We start from the raw sequence: 17,393 nt of genomic DNA on the forward strand, positions 1-17,393 counted from the left end.
ATTAGCCCAGCAGGCCCCGGATGAACTCGAGGACCGGCAGAGTGTCCAGGATGACGAGTCCGGTTCCGATCACGGCACCGAGGACGTATCCCAGCCGCACGATGAGGTCGAACTCACGCTGGCTGATGTCGCGAACGAGCCCCTCGATTCGCCGGATCGAGAAGCCCTCGATCTTCGAGGAGATCCGGTCGGCGATCCTGATCCGCCCCGCCACTTCCGGCACCCGTCTGGCGATCCAGTCCCAGGCGGGCGCGGCCAGCGTGTCCGCGAGCCGGGCGGCGGCGTCCTCGTGCAGGAAGCGGTCGAGTCGGCCGATCGGCGTGTGAAGCATACGGTCGGCCAACGGCTCGGCGATCGAGTCGAACATCGCGCGTCCGGCGTCGGAGCGGAACCCGTGCGCCAGCGAGCTCGCCACCCGGTCGGCCGGCACGGCCCGCAGCACATCGGCCCAGGTACGTTCGCCGAAGCGCTCGAAGATGTCCTCGATGCGATCGAGCAGGAACGCCCGCGAAGCGGGGTCGCGGGCCGCGGCCACGAGCCACTCCGAGATCGAATCGAGGGCGCTCTCGACCTGCGGATCGCCAGCCGCCCCGAGCACGTCCGAGGGGGGATGCCGGAGGAATTCGACTACACCCTCGTTGACGTTCCGTGCGATGGCCGCCTGCACCTCCGTCTCCCGCAGCACCGTCCCGACGCGATCGGCCCCTTCCTCCTGCAGCGTGTTCAGCGCCCGCGCCACCGTTTCCTCGGTGACGATGAAGCGCGCCACGACCCGCTGGTGGAACCGGAGGTCCTGCATGAAGCGGTCGAGCAGCTCCCCGATCAGGCGCTCGATCCGCTCGCGGGCCCCGGGGTCGTCGAGCAGCCGGCTCAGGCGACCCATTGCGACCGGGAGGTAGTCCTTGACCGCGTGCTCCAGAGCGGCGAGCAGGCCGGGCGGAATGAGCTGCTCGAACGTCCGGTGGGAGCTGAGCATGTGCCCCGCGGCCTCGTCCAGATGGCGCCGCACCGTGGCCTCGAAGGCGGCCGAATCGAGCAGCCCCGCCAGCCAGCCCTCGACGGCCCTGCGGACGGCAGCGACCCGCTCCGGCTCTATCGTCCGTGAAAGGGGTTCCTCGCTCAGGGACTCGCGCACCGAATCGAGCAGCCTCGACGCCTCCTCCCGGAATTCGGGTGAATCGAGGGCGCCGGCCAGGAACTCTCGCCCCTCCGAGAGCAGTCGCACGAGAAGACGCCGGATCTCGAGCAGGGCCGGTTCCGGCAGGAGGTCCGCCAACGATGGCTGTTCGCCTGCCGTCAACTCGATCGCCAGTTCTCGCAGTCGCTCCTGGAACGCGGTCTCGAGCTGCCCCAGCTCGGTCGCGATGTCCTCAGGGGTGAGCAGGGCGCCGCCGACCACACTCCCGACGGAATCGGCCAGTCGCTGCTGGTTCTTCGGCACGGCCCCCTGCAGCCAGCTCACGGGTCGGCCGAAGAGACTCGGTGGTCGGTACGGATGGAACAGCATCCAGACCGCGACCCGGTTCGTGATGCCGCCCGCGAGCGCGCCGAAAGCCACTGTGACGGCGGCGCGCAGCCAGTCGATTTCCATCAGGGAGACGGCAGCGTGGCGGAGAGTCCAGTGAGATGAAGTTCCTCATCCCCGATGTAGAGAATGGCCTCCATGAGAACCGCGTCGGAGGCGACCGAACCGTCCTCGTCGACCGGCCGAAGCGTCCCCCGCAGCTCCGTGCCGGAGACATCGAAGCGCCAGGACGAGCCGGAGACAGGATCCAGCGGTTCGAGCGTCACGTCACCCCAGGCCGTTTCGATTCCGTGCAGCCAGGTGTGCGCCACAGCCGGTTGACGGGCGGTGCCGGAGTGGATGAGGAGTCCGTTCCCGAGGGAGTCGGCGAACAGAAACGTCTCGCCACCGGCCGCGGTACCAGGGATGCTGAGCGCCCGGGCGGCCCGCCGGAAGAAGAGGATGCCGGGCTCCGACCGCTCTCCGGTCTGGAGGACCGCGATGCCGAGCGACTCTCTCTGGCCCGTCGGGCCCGTCCACACCGAGACCTCTTCGCCCGCGACGAGCCGAACCGTACCCTGCTCTCCGGCCCCCGCGCCCGGGAAGCCGAGGCTCACCACCTGACCGGCGTCGCCGACCCGCACGGTCATTCCCGGAGCGGGCAACAGACGCCAGGCCGCCCGCGGCACCGGCAACGTGTCGCTCGCCTGAATGAGCGACTCCCAGGGACCACCGCCGGCCACCCGCACGTCGTAGTGACGCAGCAACCGCTCTCCCCGCGCCGTCTGGTCGAACGACCCGACGAACGCATTCCCATCGGCGGCCACGAAGAGCAGGTGCGTCAGATATCGTGCGTCGACCGGCGCGGGAAGCAGCCCACCATCGGTTTCGCCGCTGGATTCGGCGTCTCCATCGGGGAAGGGTGTCGCGCACGCGCCGAGGATCACAGCCGCGCACGCCGCCAGGGACAGCGCGCGGGGAGTCACTCCGCCCCCGTAGGCAGCCTGGCCGCCGGGCCGAGGGCCCGGTCGACCGACCGCAGCATGCGCCGGATCCGCCGCCGGTTCGCGCCCAGATCGAAGTCCCTGCGCCGCGCACGCGAGAACGCCTCGACGCGCGTCAGACCGTTCGCGTCGAGTGCGACCCAGATCGTCAGGTCGTCGACGAACCGCAGGATGGGGAACACGCATCGGACGCTCATCAGGCCGAGGCTCTCGTCGCGGTGAGCGAGCCTCCACCACCTGCGCCGATCCACGTACCTGAGGAGTTCATCCCAGACATCCGAGAACGGCGTTTCGTACAGCCGGGGCTCGGGTCCGCCGGGGTGGCGCGTATCCGCCGAGTTCTCGCGAAACCAGCGGGCAAGGCCGCCGGCCGGCGCCGCTTCGGGGGGCCCCTCGGTCACGGTCCCGTCCGCGTTTCCGCGGTTGCCAGCGCCCGCTGCGGCCGGATAGCTTGCCGCCCGGCGGAGCCCGGAAGGCACGGCCCCCCGACCCCCGTCCGCGGAGCGACTCCCCCGAGCAATCGACGGTTGAACATGCAGGCCATAATACCGTTGGCGGGAAAGGGTACAAGGGTCCGTCCCCACACCCACTCCCGTCCGAAACCCTTGCTGCGCGTGGCCAACCGGCCCGTCCTCTCCTACGTTATCGAACAGCTTCGGGCCGAGGGCGTCGACGACTTCATCTTCATCACGGGACACCTGGCGCCCCGGATCCAGGCCTACATGGCGGAGGAGTTGCCGGGGCTCGCGGTCACCTACGTCGAGCAGCTCCGGCAGCGAGGCACGGCCGATGCCATCGCACTGGCCGAACCCTACGTGACCGGCCCGATTCTCATCGTGTTCGTCGACACGCTCTTCGACGCGGATTTCAGCGTGATGCAGCGCCAAGCCGATGCCTCCGGGATCATCTGGGCCCGGGAGGTGGAGGACTACCAGCGGTACGGCGTCATCCTCACAGATGAGGCCGGGTATATGAAGCAGATCATCGAGAAGCCCAGTGAGCCGGTCTCGAAGCTCGCCAACATCGGTCTCTACTATGTGAAGGATCATGACCTGATGTTCGAAGGGGTTCGGCATGTGCTGAGCCGCGACCCGAACATGGGTGAATACTTTCTGACGGATGCGTTCCAATACATGATCGACAACGGTGCCCGTCTCTATACGGCGGAAGTCGACGGATGGTTCGACTGCGGGAAGCCGGAGACGCTGCTCGAGACCAACCGCATCATGCTCGAGCGGGGACACGGGGACCGTCCCGATCTCCCGGTATCGGTCTCGGTCGACGGCGCGGTGGCGGTAGCCTCCGACGCCGTGATCGAGGAGTCGGCTCTCGGACCCAACGTGAGCATTGCCTCCGGAAGTCGCATCCACGGCTCCCGGATCCGCGACACGATCATCGGCCGCGGGAGCGTCATCGAGGACTGCGACCTCGTAGACTCCCTTGTGGGCGATCGCGTGGTCCTGCGGGGCGTGCGCGGACGTGTGAGCGTCGGAGACGACGGCACCGTCGAAGCGTGCGGGCGGGCAGGGAGATGTTCAGAGTGAAGCCGGAAGAGCTCATCTACGACTGGAACCAGCTGCCGGGGAGCCATGACTACGCAGCTGTGAAAGTCGAACTCGACGACGAGACGCTGCGTGACGGGCTCCAGAACCCGTCCGTCACTGACCCTCCCATCGATAAGAAGATCGAACTCCTCCACATCATGGTGGACCTCGGCATCCACTCGGCCGACATCGGGCTCCCGGGCGCCGGACCGAGGGCGTACGATGCCGTGCTCGCGCTGGCGCGGGAGATCATCGACCACGACCTGCCGATCGCGGCAAACGCGGCGGCACGTACCGTCCGGGCCGACATCGAACCCATCGCGCGGATCCAGCAGGCGACCGGCCTCCCCCTCGAAGTCGGCGCGTTCATCGGCAGTTCGCCCATTCGCCAGTACGCCGAGGATTGGGATGTCGACCGCATCCTCGCCGCCACCCGCGACGCGATCGGGTTCGCCGTCGGCGAGGGCCTCGATGTGATGTATGTGACGGAAGACACGACGAGGTCGCGGCCGAAGACGCTGGTCCGGCTCTTCTCGGCCGCGGTCGAGGCGGGCGCCAAGCGGATCTGCCTCGCGGACACCGTGGGCCACGCGACGCCGCACGGAGTTCGTCGGCTCGTCCGTTTCGCGAAGGACTTCGTGGCCGGCACGGAAGAGCCCGTGAAGATCGATTGGCACGGGCACCGCGACCGCGGTTTCGGTCTGGCGAACGCGCTGGCGGCGATCGAGGAGGGTGTGGACCGCGTTCACGGCACCGCGCTCGGGATCGGCGAGCGGATCGGCAACGTCGAGATGGATCTACTGCTGGTGAACCTCCATCTGCTCGGGGCACACAACCACCCGATCGACCGGCTGCCGGAGTACTGCCGCGTTACGGCGGAGATGTGCGGGATCGAGGTGCCGTACAACTATCCCGTCATCGGGGATGACGCCTTCCGCACCGGTACCGGCGTCCACGCGGCGGCCATCATCAAGGCCATGCAGAAGGGGGACGGGTGGCTGGAGGACTGCGTCTACAGTGGCGTCCCCGCCTCGATCGTGGGGCGGAGCCAGGTCATCGAAATCTCACCCGTCTCGGGTCTGAGCAACGTCCGCTTCTGGCTCAGTCAGCACGGATACGACCCGGACGATGAGGCCCTCTGCGAGGCCGTGTTCGCGCTCGCCAAGCGGTGCGATCACACGCTGTCGCGCATGGAGATCGAGCGTGAGATCGCGCGCCTGCAGGCGGCGCGGGCATGAGACGCCCGCTCGCGGCGGCGACCGTCGTGGCGGTCTTTGGCGGGGCCGCGCTGGCCGGGCAGGAGGCGCCGTCCGAACGCCTGCCGACGGTGCCCGGCGGCGTGCCCGTGGTCGTACTCCCCGTGCAGTCCGCCATTCCCGCGCCGGGAGGGGCATGGGTCGGGGGTACCGGGAGCGGGCGCGGGACGATCGAGCTTCTGGACGCCGAACTCGCGTTCGCCTTCGGCGAGGAGAAGGGGGCCGGAGACTGGGCGCTGGGGCCGGCCATCGAGACGCGGCTCGCGCGCAATCCGGCGATCGGCGTCGATCCGCGGCGGCTCGCCTACCACGGACTGCTGGAAGCGCCGGCGCCGAACCGGCAGTTGTACGAGCCGCTCCATACGCAGCTCCGGCAGGTGGCCGCGCTGTTCGGGGCCCGCGTCGCCGTGCTGCCGCTCTCGGTGTCGTACCGGGAGCCGGAGCAGGGCGAGTCGTCCGCGGCCCGGGCGGCCGGCGTTTCCGTGGCCACCGGCCGGGCGGTCCTGCTCGTCGCCGTCATCGACGTCCGGCGCAGCGCGGTGCTGTGGCACGGCACGATCGAGGGAAGCGCCGCGGACGCCGCCTCGCCGACCGCCTTGACGACGCTCGCGCTGCGCGTAGCCGATCAACTCGCGCCTTCCTGACGATGACGACGCTGCACGACGTCACGCTGATCCCCGGCGACGGCATTGGTCCGGAAATCACCCGGACGACCCTCGACATCCTCGAAGCGGCGGGTGCGCCCATCATCTGGCGAGAGTGCATCGGCGGCGTCACCGCAATGGAGACCGTCGGCGAGCCCCTTCCGCAGGCCACCCTCGAATCGATCGAAGCGACCGGTGTGGCCCTCAAGGGGCCGCTCACGACCCCGATCGGCTCGGGATTCCGTTCCGTGAACGTGGCGCTCCGCAAACACTTCGACCTGTTCGCGAACGTGCGCCCCGCCGTCACCATCCTGCCAGCGGCCCGCTACCCGGATGTGGATCTCGTCATCGTGCGCGAGAACACCGAAGGCCTCTACGCGGGGATCGAGCACTTCATCGGGATGGAGAACGACCCCCGGGCCATCGCCGAATCGGTCATGCTGATCACACGCTACGGTTCGCAACGGATTGTGCGCTTTGCCTTCGAGTACGCCCTTGCGCACGGGCGCCGTCTCGTGACGCTGGTTCACAAGGCGAATATCCTCAAGTACACGCAGGGTCTCTTTCTCGAGGTGGGCCGCGAAGTGGCGGCGGAGTACGAGGGGAGGGTGGAGTTCGATGACAAGATCGTGGATGCGACCGCGATGCAACTCGCGCTCGATCCCTACCGGTTCGACGTGATCGTGACCGAGAACATGTTCGGGGACATCCTGTCGGATCAGGTCGCGGGGCTCATCGGCGGGCTGGGCTTCGCCCCCGGCGCCAACCTCGGAGAGCGGGCGGCGATCTTCGAGGCGGTGCACGGGTCGGCGCCGGACATCGCGGGCCAGGGGATCGCGAACCCGACCTCGCTCCTGCTCGCGAGCTGTCTCATGCTCGACCACCTCGGCGAGGCGCCGGTCGCCGCGCGCGTCCGCGCCGCCCTGCAACGGACGCTCGACGAGGGCGCCGCACGCACGCGGGATCTCGGCGGATCCGCCGGCACGGTCGAGTTCGGTGACGCAGTGATCGAGCGGATGGAACGGCCGACCTCATGACCGACGCACCGGGCGCACGGGTAGAGGAACTGCATTTCCAGGGGGCGCTCTGCGACGCCTGCGCCCAGGTATTCCCGAAGAGTCAGCTCGACGAGGACCGCTGGTGCGGCAACTGCCGGCCACGCATGCAGCGGCGGATGCGCCGCTGGCGCCACGTCATCGCCGCGTGCATCACTCTCCCGTTCGCCGTGTGGGTCGTGATCTGGTTGAGGCGGTTCCCCGAAGTCGACTATCTGCCCGCCTTCGCCTGGGCTCTGCCCCTGACCGCCGCGTATTATCTAGGCTTCCGAATCGGCCGCGAGGTCGTGAAGGGGTACGGACGTTGGCGTCGCGGCAGGTAGCCCGCCCGGCGACCCCGATGGGCATCCGGACTGTGGTCGGACTCCCGGCCGCCGCGCTGGGGACGATGATCGGCCTCGTCCTCCTCGCCAACGCACATCTGTACGGCTGGCCGGGGGCGGTGGGAGGCGTCGTCCTCGCCGCTGCCGGCATCGCGCTCGGCCTCCGCTGCTTCCGTGGCGCACCGTCCGCCGCCAACCCCGCGGCAGCCGGGGCCTGCCCAGACTCGGGAGATAATCGCGAATGAGCTTCGAGGGTGTCGACTACTTCGGTCTTGATGCGCTCCTCGACGAGGAGGAGATCGCCATCCGGGACCTGGTCCGCGAGTGGGTGGACCGGGAGGTCCTGCCGACGATCGCCCACCACTACATCGAGCGAACCTTCCCGCGCGAACTCATCCCCCAGATGGGTGAACTCGGCTTCTTCGGGGCGAACCTGCCCGAGGAGTACGGGTGCGCCGGCCTCAACAACGTGGCCTACGGCCTCATCATGCAGGAGCTCGAGAGGGCGGACTCGGGCATCCGCTCATTCTGCTCCGTACAGGGCGCGCTCGTGATGTACCCCATCTTCGCCTTCGGGTCGGAAGATCAGAAGCGCGAGTGGCTCCCGCGGCTGGCCAGCGGCGAAGCCATCGGCTGCTTCGGCCTCACGGAACCGGACTTCGGCTCGAACCCCGCCGGCATGATCACACGGGCCGTAGCGGACGGAGACGAGTGGATCCTCAACGGCGCCAAGATGTGGATCACGAACGGGTCGATGGCCGACCTGGCGGTGATCTGGGCCAAGACCGGAGATCTGGACGACGCGCGTTCGATCCGGGGGTTCCTCGTTGAGACCGATCGGGACGGGTTCTCCGCCCGGGACCAGAAGGGGAAGCTCTCCCTCCTCGCTTCCGACACTTCCGAACTCGCGCTGCAGGACGTCCGGATCCCGCGCGGGAACGTTCTCCCGGGGAGCGGCGGGCTCGGGAGTCCTCTCAAGTGTCTCACCCAGGCGCGGTACGGCATCTCGTGGGGCGCCGTGGGCGCGGCCATGGCCTGCTACCGCGAGGCCGTCGATTATGCGAAGAACCGCATCCAGTTCGAGGGCAAGCCGATCGCGCAGACCCAGATCCAGCAGGTGCGGATTGCGGAGATGCTCACCGAAATCACCAAGGCCCAGCTTCTGGCGCTGCGATTGGGCCGAATGAAGGACGAGGGGACGATGCGCCCCCAGCACGTCTCTCTGGCGAAGCGCAACAACGTCAACATGGCGTGTGAGTGCGCGCGCGAGGCGAGGCGCCTGCTGGGCGCCAATGGAATCCTCGTCGAATACGCTTCGATGCGGCACATGGCGAATCTCGAGTCCGTCTACACCTACGAGGGCACGCACGACATCCACGCGCTCATCCTCGGCCACGACGCGACGGGACTCGCCGCCTACAACTGATGAGAAGAATCGCCACGATCCTCGTCCCCGCGCTGCTGGCGGCGTGCGCCCCCGAGCCCGAGACCGACGCAGCCCGGGGCGAGTCTCCGGCCCTCGTGTCGGAGTTCGGCCGCTACGAAGGCTACAGTGAACCCCGGTACGAGAGTTGGGTCACGACCTCCCGCTACGTCGAGATGCGCGACGGGGTACGCCTGGCGGTCGAGGTCACCCGGCCCGCGATCGGATCCGTGGCGGCGGAAGAGCCGCTCCCGGTCGTGTGGACGCATTCGCGCTACCACCGAAATCCCAGCCGGATCCTGAGCGTGATCGCGCCGGATCTGGACCCGGTTCCCGACATCCGCTCCATGGTCGACGCCAACGAGGATCTGCAGCGGCTCGTCCTCCACGGCTACGTCGTGGCCGCCGCCGGTGTGCGGGGCAGCGGCGCCTCCTTCGGTCGCTACGAGGGGTTGTTCTCGGAGGCGGAGACGGCCGACGCCGTCGAGATCATCGAGTGGCTGGCCTCCCAGCCCTGGTCGGACGGCAGCGTCGGGATGTACGGCGGCTCCTACCTCGGGATCACGCAGTACATGGCCGCCTCCGGCAAGCCCGCCGCGCTCAAGGCGATCTTCCCCGACGTCGCGGCCCTCGACATGTACGACGTGATCTACCCCGGAGGCGTGTACCGGGACGACCTCATCCAGCAGTGGGGCGGTCTCACGCGAGAGTTCGATGTCGCCATCCCGGCTCCGGCCGTGGACGAAGACGTGGAGGGCGTACTCCTGCGGCAGGCGATGGAGGAGCACCGGGACAACTGGGACGTGCTCGAGCAGTATGGCGCCGGGCGCTACCGTGATCACGCGACGCCCGACCTCGTGTGGGAGCGCCACGGACCTAGCGGCGTGCTCGAGGACGTGCTGGAAGCCCGCGTCCCCGCGTACCACTGGAACGGGTGGTACGACATCTTCGTCACCGACGCCGTCCTCTGGTTCGAGAACTATCGGGGACCCCAGAAACTCGGCATCGGAGCCTGGCCCCACGCCGGCATGCCCGATCCCGATCTGATGGCGGAGCGCATACACCTGTACGCCATCGAGCAGCACAGGTGGTTCGACTACTGGCTCAAGGGCATCGACAACGGCGTCCTCGATGAAGCCCCGATCCACTACGCGGTCATGAACGATCCCGGCGACTGGCGTTGGACGTCGACGGACGCGTGGCCACCGGAGACGACCAGCCGGCGCCTCTTCCTCGCGCCGGGGACGAGCGGGAGCGTCGCCTCGGTCAACGATGGCGGGCTCTCGCCCGACGCCCCGTCGCTCGAAGAAGCGTTCGACGAATACAGGGTCGACTTCACGACGACGACCGGGACGTCTTCCCGCTGGGACAACGCCGTCGGGGCGGCGCCGGAGATGCGGTATCCGGACCTGCGGGAGACCGATGCGAAGTCGCTGACGTACACGACCCCGCCGCTGGAGTCGGATCTGACCGTTACGGGTCACCCCGTGGTGACGCTGTGGGTGACCTCATCGCAGCCGGACGCCGACTTCTTCGTGCTGCTCGAGGAGGTGGACGCGGACGGGGCCTCCCGCTACGTGACCGAGGGTGTGCTGCGTGCCTCGCACCGCGCGCTGGCGGAGGCGCCGTGGGACAATCTCGGACTCCCTTTCCAGCGCAGCTATGCGAGCGATGTCCAGCCGCTCCCGGACGCGCCGGCCGAACTCAGGCTCGATCTGCACCCCACCTCGACCGTCTTCAACGCCGGACACCGCCTCCGGCTGACGGTGATGGGGGCGGACCGAGACAACGCCGAGGAGGTCTCGGACGACCCGCCCACCGTGCGGGTCTATCGCTCCGCCGCACATCCCTCGAGCGTCGAGTTGCCCGTCGCGGAAGGGCCCGCGCCGGGCTAGCATCCAAGCTCCCCGCTCTGGCCCGTCTCCCTTTTTCGCCGCACGTTTCCGCTCCGGGATGCCCGGCAGGCAACGATCCGCTTCACGAGGCAAAGATCATGTCCAATGTTCGTCGTTTCTCCGCTTGTCTCGCTCTGGCCGCGGCGGTAGCCGCGCCGCTGGCGGCCCAGCAACTCACGCCCGAACAGTACGAGGGGCTCCGGGCCCGCCACATCGGTCCCGTCGGCAACCGCGTCTCCTCGGTGGCCGGCGTCCCCGGCGACCGCAACACGTACTTCGCCGGCGCCGCAACCGGCGGGATCTGGAAAACCGACGACGCCGGCCTGCACTGGCGGCCCGTGTTCGACGACCACCCGGTGCACTCGATCGGCGCCCTCGCCGTAGCCCCGAGCGACGCGGCGATCGTCTGGGCCGGGACCGGCGAGACCTCGATCCGCTCGAACGTCTCGATCGGGAACGGGGTGTGGAAATCGACCGACGGCGGCGAGAGCTGGAGCCACATGGGGCTCGAGGGCACCGGCCGGGTGGGGCGGATCCTCATCCATCCCCGGGATCCGGACGTCGTCTACGTGGCGGCGCTGGGCCACGCCTACGCGGAGTCCGACGAACGCGGCGTGTACCGGACGATGGACGGCGGTGGGTCGTGGGAGAAAGTCCTGTTCGTGGACCGCGGGACGGGCGCCTACGAGATGGTCATGGATCCGGCGAACCCCCGGAAGATCTTCGCGACCATGTGGGACATCGATCTCAAGACGTGGAAGCGCGACAGCGGAGGGCCGGGCAGCGGGCTCCATCTGACGATGGACGGCGGCGACACGTGGACGGAACTCGAGGGGAACGGGCTGCCCACCGGCACCCTCGGGAAGATCGCCGTGTGCATGTCGGCCTCGGACTCCGACCGCGTCTACGCCCTCATCGAGACGAGCGACGGCGTACCGATGGAAGGCTACGAGGCCGACACCGGAGAGCTGTGGAGCAGCGACGACGGCGGCCGCACGTGGCGTCTCGTGAACTACAGTCACAATCTCGGGAGCCGGCAGGCCTACTACACCCGCTGCGGCGTGTCCTCGGACGACAGGGACGAGATCTACTTCCTCTCCTCGAGCTTCAGCGTGAGCCGCAACGGCGGCGAGACGTACACCAGCTACAACTTCCTGGGCGGCGGTCCTCCGGGCGGTGACCCGGCCGCCCCGGGGTGGGACCTGCACGACATCTGGGTCGACCCCACCAACGCGGACCGCGTCTTGATCGGCGGCGACAGCGGCGTAGGCATCACCGAGAACCGGATGAAGTCGTGGTCCCGCATGCAGCTGCCGATCGCGCAGATGTACCACGTCACCGTGGACAACGCCGTCCCCTATAACGTGATGGGGAACCGGCAGGACGGCCCGTCCTACCACGGGCCGTCGAACACGCGTTACACCGGGTTCTGGGCGCGCGGGCTCATCCCGCGTGGCGACTGGACGAGCGTGGGCGGGGGCGAGAGCGGGTTCGCCACCCCCGACCCCACCGATCCGAACATCGTCTGGTCCAGCGCCTCCGGGGCGGGCGCGCGCGGCGGCATCGTCGTGCGCCACGACATGGCGCGGGGCCAGTTCCGCGACGTGGAGGTGTGGCCGGAATCCACAGGAGGCTATCCTGCGGGCGACGTGCGCTACCGCTTCCAGTGGACCTTCCCGCTCCTCATCTCCCCGCACGACAACGAGACGATCTACGTCACGAGCCAGCACGTGCACCGCACACGCAACCGGGGCCAGAGCTGGGAAGTGGTCAGCCCCGACCTCTCCACGAACAACCGTGCGCGGATGGGGATCTCCGGCGGGCTCACCCCCGACAACATCGGCGTCGAGTTCTGCTGCGTCATCTACGCCTTCGACGAGTCGCCGCTGCAGCAGGGCGTGTTGTGGGCCGGCACCAACGACGGCCTCGTCCAGGTGACCCGCGACGACGGCGCGACGTGGACCAACGTCACCGCCAACATCCCCGACCTCCCGCCCGACGGCGTAGTGCGGAGCATCGACGCCTCCCGCTACGACGTGGCGAAGGCCTACATCACGATCGAGCACCACCAGGTCGGCGACTTCGAGGCGCGCGCCTACAGGACGGACGACTTCGGGGAGACGTGGACCCGGATCACGAACGGGGTCGACAACTATCCGGTCGACTACACGCGCTACCTGCTCGAGGACCCGGTGCGGCCGGGACTCCTGTACCTCGGCACGGAGACCAACGTCTACATCAGCTACGACGATGGGGGGAGCTGGCAGCTGTTCATGCCGAACCTCCCGCCGACGCCGTATTACGGGCTCATCATCCAGGAGCACTTCAACGACTTCGTGGCCGGGACCTACGGCCGCGGCTACTGGATCCTCGACGACCTGAGCCCCGTCCAGCAGCTCACGCCGGAGATCGCGGCCTCTGACGCCCACCTGTTCGAGCCCCGCGACGCCTACCGCTTCAACGACACCGTCGAGCCCATGGTGATGTTCGAGGACTGGTCCGTGGGCGAGAACCCGCCCAACGGGGCGTCGACAAACTACTGGCTCGGCGACGGGGACGGCCGTGAAGTGCAGATCCGGGTCGAGAACGCCGATGGCGAGACGCTCGCCACCCTCGACGGCACGAATCACGACGGCTTCAACCGCGTGTGGTGGAACTTCCGGGGGCCGGACGCGAAGCCCATCCAGTACCGGACGAAGCCGCAGTTCGCGGAGTGGTTCCCGATGCCCGAGGTGTCGAGACAGAGCGGGGGCGGCTTCTTCGGCGGCGGCGGCGGCCCCAGGCAGCCCCCGGGCACGTACACCGTCACCCTCGTGGTGGACGGAGAGGATGTGGGAGCACGGGAACTCAACGTGCTCAGGGATCCCAACTCCGAGGGGTCCATGGCAGACATCCTGGCCCAGAAGGCGCTGCTCGACGAGATCGTTGCGGACCGGAACCGGCTCGCCGATGTCGTAAACCAGATCGAACTGCTGCGGCGCCAGATTTACGACCTGCGCCCGGTGCTCGAGGAGGCGGGAGACGCCGAGGACGTACTCGAGGCCGGCGAGGCGCTCGACGCGCTGCTCATGGAGGTGGAGGGCGAACTCGTGCAATTGAAGGACACGGGGTCCGACGGAGTGCGCTGGCCGGCGATGGTCAGAGGCCGCCTGTCCTACCTGCAGGGCGCAGTGGGAACGGCCGACTTCCGGCCCACCGACCAGCACGCCGAGGTGGCGGAGATCCTGAGCGATCAGGTCGACGAGGTGGAACTCCGGCTGCAGGAGGTGCTCACGGACGAGTTGGCCGAGTTCAACCAGATGCTCCAGCAGAAGGTGGGGCGCGTCATCACCACATGATCCTCCGGCTGGCGGCGGCGGGGGCGCTGGCGGGCGGTGCCCTCGCCTGTGCCGCGGGCGACGAGCCCCCGCCGGAGTCGCGCGAGGCCATCGATGCCGTGCTGGACGGCACGGCCCGGGGGGACGACCTCGGCGACGGAGAGATCGAGTACGTATTCGAGGGCTTCTCGCTCCTGCTCCGCGCGGAGAGCCCTTGACCGACCCCATCCGAGCCTCCCTCGAGCGCCAGGGATTCCTCGTCCTCGATGGGGGCCTCGCGACGGAACTCGAGGCGCTGGGCTGCGACCTGAACGACCCCCTGTGGTCCGCGCGGGCGCTCCTCGGCGATCGCGAGGCGGTCCGTACCGTCCACCGCCGCTTCCTGGAGGCCGGGGCCGACTGCATCGCCACCGCCACCTACCAGGCGACCTTCGAGGGCTTCGGCGCCCGCGGCCTCGACGCGCGGGAGACGGCCCGGCTGCTGCGTGATGCGGTCGAGGTGGCCGTCTCGGCCCGCGACGACTTCTGGGCCGATCTGTCGATGCCGGCCGGTCGACTCCGGCCCGTCGTCGCCGCGAGCGTAGGTCCGTACGGGGCCTTCCTCGCCGACGGGTCCGAGTACCGCGGCGACTACGGCCTCTCCGCGGCCGAACTCTACGACTTCCACTCGCCGCGCTGGGAGGTTCTCGCCGAGACGGAGGCCGACCTCCTGGCGTGCGAGACCACACCCTCGCTGGAGGAAACGCAGGCCTACTGCCGGCTGGCGGCCGTTTCTCACCGGCCGAGCTGGATCAGCTTCCAGTGTCGCGATGGCGCGCACCTTGCGGACGGGACCCCGCTCGAAACCGCCGTCTCCCTGTGCGACGAGGAACCCCACGTCGTCGCCGTGGGCGTCAACTGCATCGCTCCGGGATTCGTCTCCTCCCTCATAACGGCGGCGCGCGGGTCGACCCCGAAGCCGATCCTCGTCTACCCCAACTCCGGGGAAGCGTGGGACGCAGCGGCGAAGCGCTGGACCGGCCCGGCGAGCCCCCGGGACTGGGCCCGGAGCGCCATGGAGTGGCGCAGCGAGGGAGCCGATGGCGTCGGCGGCTGCTGCCGCGTCGGACCGGCGGAGATCGCCGCCATCCGCCACGGGGCTTTATCGATATGAGGGGCTGCATGCGCACGATTCGTTGCATCGCCGTCAGTACCATGCTGGCTGTGCCTGCCCTGCTCCACGCCCAGCAGGCACCCACGGCGCAGGCGTCGGAGATCACGGCGCCTCCCGTCATCGACGGTCGGCTCCAGGACGACGTCTGGTCGGGTCTCGAGCCCCTCGCGGGCTTCACCCAGCGCGAGCCCTCGGAGGGCCAGCCGGTGTCGCAGCTGACGGAGGTCCGAGTCGGCTATGACGACACAGCTCTGTACATCGGCGCATGGCTCTTCGATGAAGACCCGTCGGGCATCGTCACAGGCCAGACGTTGCGCGATGCCTCGCTCAACGACTCGGACGCCTTCGTCGTCGTGCTCGACACCTATCTGGACCGGCAAAACGGCTTCGTCTTCGGCACCACGCCGGCGGGCATCGAGTACGACGGCCAGGTCACCGGCGAGGGTGCGGGCGGCGGTGCGGGCGGTGGCCGCCAGCAGCGCGGTTCGGCAGGCGGCTTCAACCTCAACTGGGACGGCTCGTGGGACGTAGCCACGACCAGGGACGATCGCGGCTGGTACGCCGAGATGCGGATCCCCTTCTCGACGCTCCGCTATGGCGCCGGGGGAGCGCAGGACTGGGGCCTGAATTTCGAGCGGAAGATCCGGCGCAACAGCGAGCAGTCGACGTGGGCGCGCCTGCCGAGGCAGTTCGGCGTGTACCGGATCTCTCTCGCCGGAACCCTCACGCTGGAGGCCCCCTCCAGGCGCACGGTTACGGTCAGCCCGTACGCGCGTGTGGACGGCTTCAAGGACTACCGAGCCGTGTCGCCGGAGGTGGACTTCGGCCGGCAGATCGGGGGTGACGCCAAGATCGGCATCAATCAGAGCCTGACGCTCGATCTCACCGTGAACACCGACTTCGCGCAGGCGGAGGTGGACGACCAGCAGGTGAACCTCACGCGGTTCAGCCTCTTTTTCCCCGAGAAGCGCGCCTTCTTCCTGGAGAATTCGGGCACCTTCTCCGTCGGCGCGGGCCGTTCGGCCGAGCTCTTCTTCAGCCGCCGCATCGGCCTCCAGGGTGGACGGGAGGTGCCGATTCAGGCAGGCGCCCGGATGACGGGCAAGGTCGGTGATTTCCAGGTCGGTGTGCTCAACATCCAGACCGACGAGGCCTACGACATCGACGACGAGACCGGCGTCCGCGAGCAGATCGCACCGGCCAACAACTTCGGCGTGCTGCGGGCGTACCGGGAGTTCGGTAACAGGTCACAGCTCGGCGCCATCTTCGTGTCGCGCCTCAACACCACCGATGCGGATGACCACAATCTCACCTGGGGCATCGACGGCCGGCTCGGCATCGGGGACGCGCTGACGTTCGACGGCTGGGCGAGCCTCACCACCACGCCGGCCCCCACCGGGGAGGAAGCACCAGGGTCGGGGTTCAACGACGGCGAGTACGGCTTCGCCGGTGGCATGCGGTACGTCACACGCGATTGGCAGGTCACGACCGGGTACCGGCAGGTCGGCGACGCCTTCAACCCGGAGGTCGGCTTCGTCAACCGGCGCGGATACCGCCACCTGAACTTCCGCTTTCTGCGCCATCTCCGCACGGAGAGCGTGCCCTGGTTCCGCGAATTCCGACCTCACATCTCCGGCAACGCGTTCTGGACGCTGGGCGGCTTCAACGAGTCGTATCTCGTTCACTTCGACAACCACTTCGCCTTCGAGAACGGAGCGTTCTTCCAGCTTCCCGGCTTCAACCTCACAGGCGAGGGTCTCGAGGAACCGTTCGAGATCCGGGAGGGCATCATCATCCCGGCCGGCACGTACAACAACCTCGACTGGGAATTCAGGGCGAACACGAATCGAGGCGCCCCCCTCTCGATGTCGGTCGGATGGGCGCTCGGCGGGTTCTACAGCGGGACGCGCTTCGGCCCGAACGCGACACTCACGTACCGCTATCGCGACAAGCTCACCGCGAACGTCCGCGCGAACTACTTCGACGTAGACCTCGACCAGGGCAGCTTCGAGACCGCCGTCGTGCAGTTCAACGCCTCGTACTCCTTCACGCCCCGCCTGTACCTGCAGACCAACGTCCAGTACAACGGCGATACGAAGGACATCGGGACCAACGTTCGGCTTGCGTGGCTCGATACGGCCGGCACCGGGTTGTATATCGTGTGGAACGACACGAGTCACACCGGCTCGCTCGAACGCACGGGCATCATGGCGGGGCCGAAGCAGCGCCAACTCGTGGTCAAGTACAGCAGGCTGTTCAACCTGACGGGGTAGCC

15 protein-coding genes are annotated in these 17,393 nt (G+C 68.5%); 12 read left to right on the plus strand and 3 right to left on the minus strand.

The annotated features are described in order from the left end of the window. Position 1 precedes the first annotated feature (1 nt). The 3 genes from ACN9M6_RS12705 to ACN9M6_RS12715 are packed head-to-tail and all read right to left on the minus strand — an operon-like array spanning position 2 to position 2,987. Positions 2-1,591 (minus strand): DUF445 family protein, encoded by a 1,590-nt coding sequence (locus ACN9M6_RS12705; RefSeq protein WP_419163269.1) that lies wholly within the window; start codon positions 1,589-1,591, stop codon positions 2-4. Next, on the minus strand, positions 1,591-2,490 hold the full coding sequence (locus tag ACN9M6_RS12710) for a hypothetical protein (RefSeq protein ID WP_419163270.1): 900 nt from the start codon (positions 2,488-2,490) through the stop codon (positions 1,591-1,593). Before ACN9M6_RS12710 ends, ACN9M6_RS12705 begins: the two co-directional genes overlap by 1 nt. Continuing rightward, positions 2,487-2,987, minus strand: a complete 501-nt coding sequence (locus ACN9M6_RS12715; RefSeq protein WP_419163271.1) for a DUF1499 domain-containing protein — start codon at positions 2,985-2,987, stop codon at positions 2,487-2,489. The genes ACN9M6_RS12710 and ACN9M6_RS12715 overlap by 4 nt, the downstream gene beginning before the upstream one ends. 54 nt (positions 2,988-3,041) lie before the next feature. On the opposite strand from ACN9M6_RS12715, the gene ACN9M6_RS12720 reads away from it, so the two are divergent. The 12 genes from ACN9M6_RS12720 to ACN9M6_RS12775 all read left to right on the plus strand — a co-directional run bounded on the left by ACN9M6_RS12720 (position 3,042) and on the right by ACN9M6_RS12775 (position 17,391). Continuing rightward, entirely contained in the window at positions 3,042-4,052 is a 1,011-nt protein-coding gene (locus tag ACN9M6_RS12720; RefSeq protein WP_419163272.1) for a sugar phosphate nucleotidyltransferase, read from the plus strand. Continuing rightward, complete coding sequence (locus ACN9M6_RS12725) at positions 4,049-5,290, plus strand: LeuA family protein (protein ID WP_419163273.1); 1,242 nt, start codon at positions 4,049-4,051, stop codon at positions 5,288-5,290. Before ACN9M6_RS12720 ends, ACN9M6_RS12725 begins: the two co-directional genes overlap by 4 nt. Next, the gene (locus ACN9M6_RS12730) at positions 5,287-5,952 is read left to right on the plus strand and encodes a hypothetical protein (RefSeq protein ID WP_419163274.1); all 666 of its coding nucleotides are present in this window, start codon (positions 5,287-5,289) and stop codon (positions 5,950-5,952) included. The genes ACN9M6_RS12725 and ACN9M6_RS12730 overlap by 4 nt, the downstream gene beginning before the upstream one ends. Positions 5,953-5,954: 2 nt before the next feature. After that, the gene (locus ACN9M6_RS12735; RefSeq protein WP_419163275.1) at positions 5,955-6,989 is read left to right on the plus strand and encodes an isocitrate/isopropylmalate dehydrogenase family protein; all 1,035 of its coding nucleotides are present in this window, start codon (positions 5,955-5,957) and stop codon (positions 6,987-6,989) included. Beyond that, positions 6,986-7,330: a hypothetical protein gene (locus ACN9M6_RS12740; protein WP_419163276.1), complete on the plus strand. Its 345-nt coding sequence runs from the start codon at positions 6,986-6,988 to the stop codon at positions 7,328-7,330. The genes ACN9M6_RS12735 and ACN9M6_RS12740 overlap by 4 nt, the downstream gene beginning before the upstream one ends. Before the next feature lie 17 nt (positions 7,331-7,347). After that, positions 7,348-7,575: a hypothetical protein gene (locus ACN9M6_RS12745; protein ID WP_419163277.1), complete on the plus strand. Its 228-nt coding sequence runs from the start codon at positions 7,348-7,350 to the stop codon at positions 7,573-7,575. Further along, positions 7,572-8,756 carry an acyl-CoA dehydrogenase family protein gene (locus ACN9M6_RS12750; RefSeq protein ID WP_419163278.1) on the plus strand — a complete coding sequence of 395 codons (1,185 nt, stop codon included), beginning with the start codon at positions 7,572-7,574 and terminating at the stop codon, positions 8,754-8,756. Before ACN9M6_RS12745 ends, ACN9M6_RS12750 begins: the two co-directional genes overlap by 4 nt. Beyond that, positions 8,756-10,648, plus strand: a complete 1,893-nt coding sequence (locus tag ACN9M6_RS12755) for a CocE/NonD family hydrolase (protein ID WP_419163279.1) — start codon at positions 8,756-8,758, stop codon at positions 10,646-10,648. The genes ACN9M6_RS12750 and ACN9M6_RS12755 overlap by 1 nt, the downstream gene beginning before the upstream one ends. Before the next feature lie 98 nt (positions 10,649-10,746). Beyond that, complete coding sequence (locus ACN9M6_RS12760; protein WP_419163280.1) at positions 10,747-13,986, plus strand: VPS10 domain-containing protein; 3,240 nt, start codon at positions 10,747-10,749, stop codon at positions 13,984-13,986. Next, entirely contained in the window at positions 13,983-14,183 is a 201-nt protein-coding gene (locus ACN9M6_RS12765; RefSeq protein WP_419163281.1) for a hypothetical protein, read from the plus strand. The genes ACN9M6_RS12760 and ACN9M6_RS12765 overlap by 4 nt, the downstream gene beginning before the upstream one ends. After that, positions 14,180-15,118, plus strand: a complete 939-nt coding sequence (mmuM, locus tag ACN9M6_RS12770) for a homocysteine S-methyltransferase (RefSeq protein WP_419163282.1) — start codon at positions 14,180-14,182, stop codon at positions 15,116-15,118. The genes ACN9M6_RS12765 and mmuM overlap by 4 nt, the downstream gene beginning before the upstream one ends. An 8-nt stretch (positions 15,119-15,126) precedes the next feature. Then, positions 15,127-17,391 carry a DUF5916 domain-containing protein gene (locus ACN9M6_RS12775; protein WP_419163283.1) on the plus strand — a complete coding sequence of 755 codons (2,265 nt, stop codon included), beginning with the start codon at positions 15,127-15,129 and terminating at the stop codon, positions 17,389-17,391. Positions 17,392-17,393: the final 2 nt, after the last annotated feature.

Source organism: Candidatus Palauibacter sp., from assembly GCF_965197445.1.
Lineage (GTDB): Bacteria > Gemmatimonadota > Gemmatimonadetes > Palauibacterales > Palauibacteraceae > Palauibacter.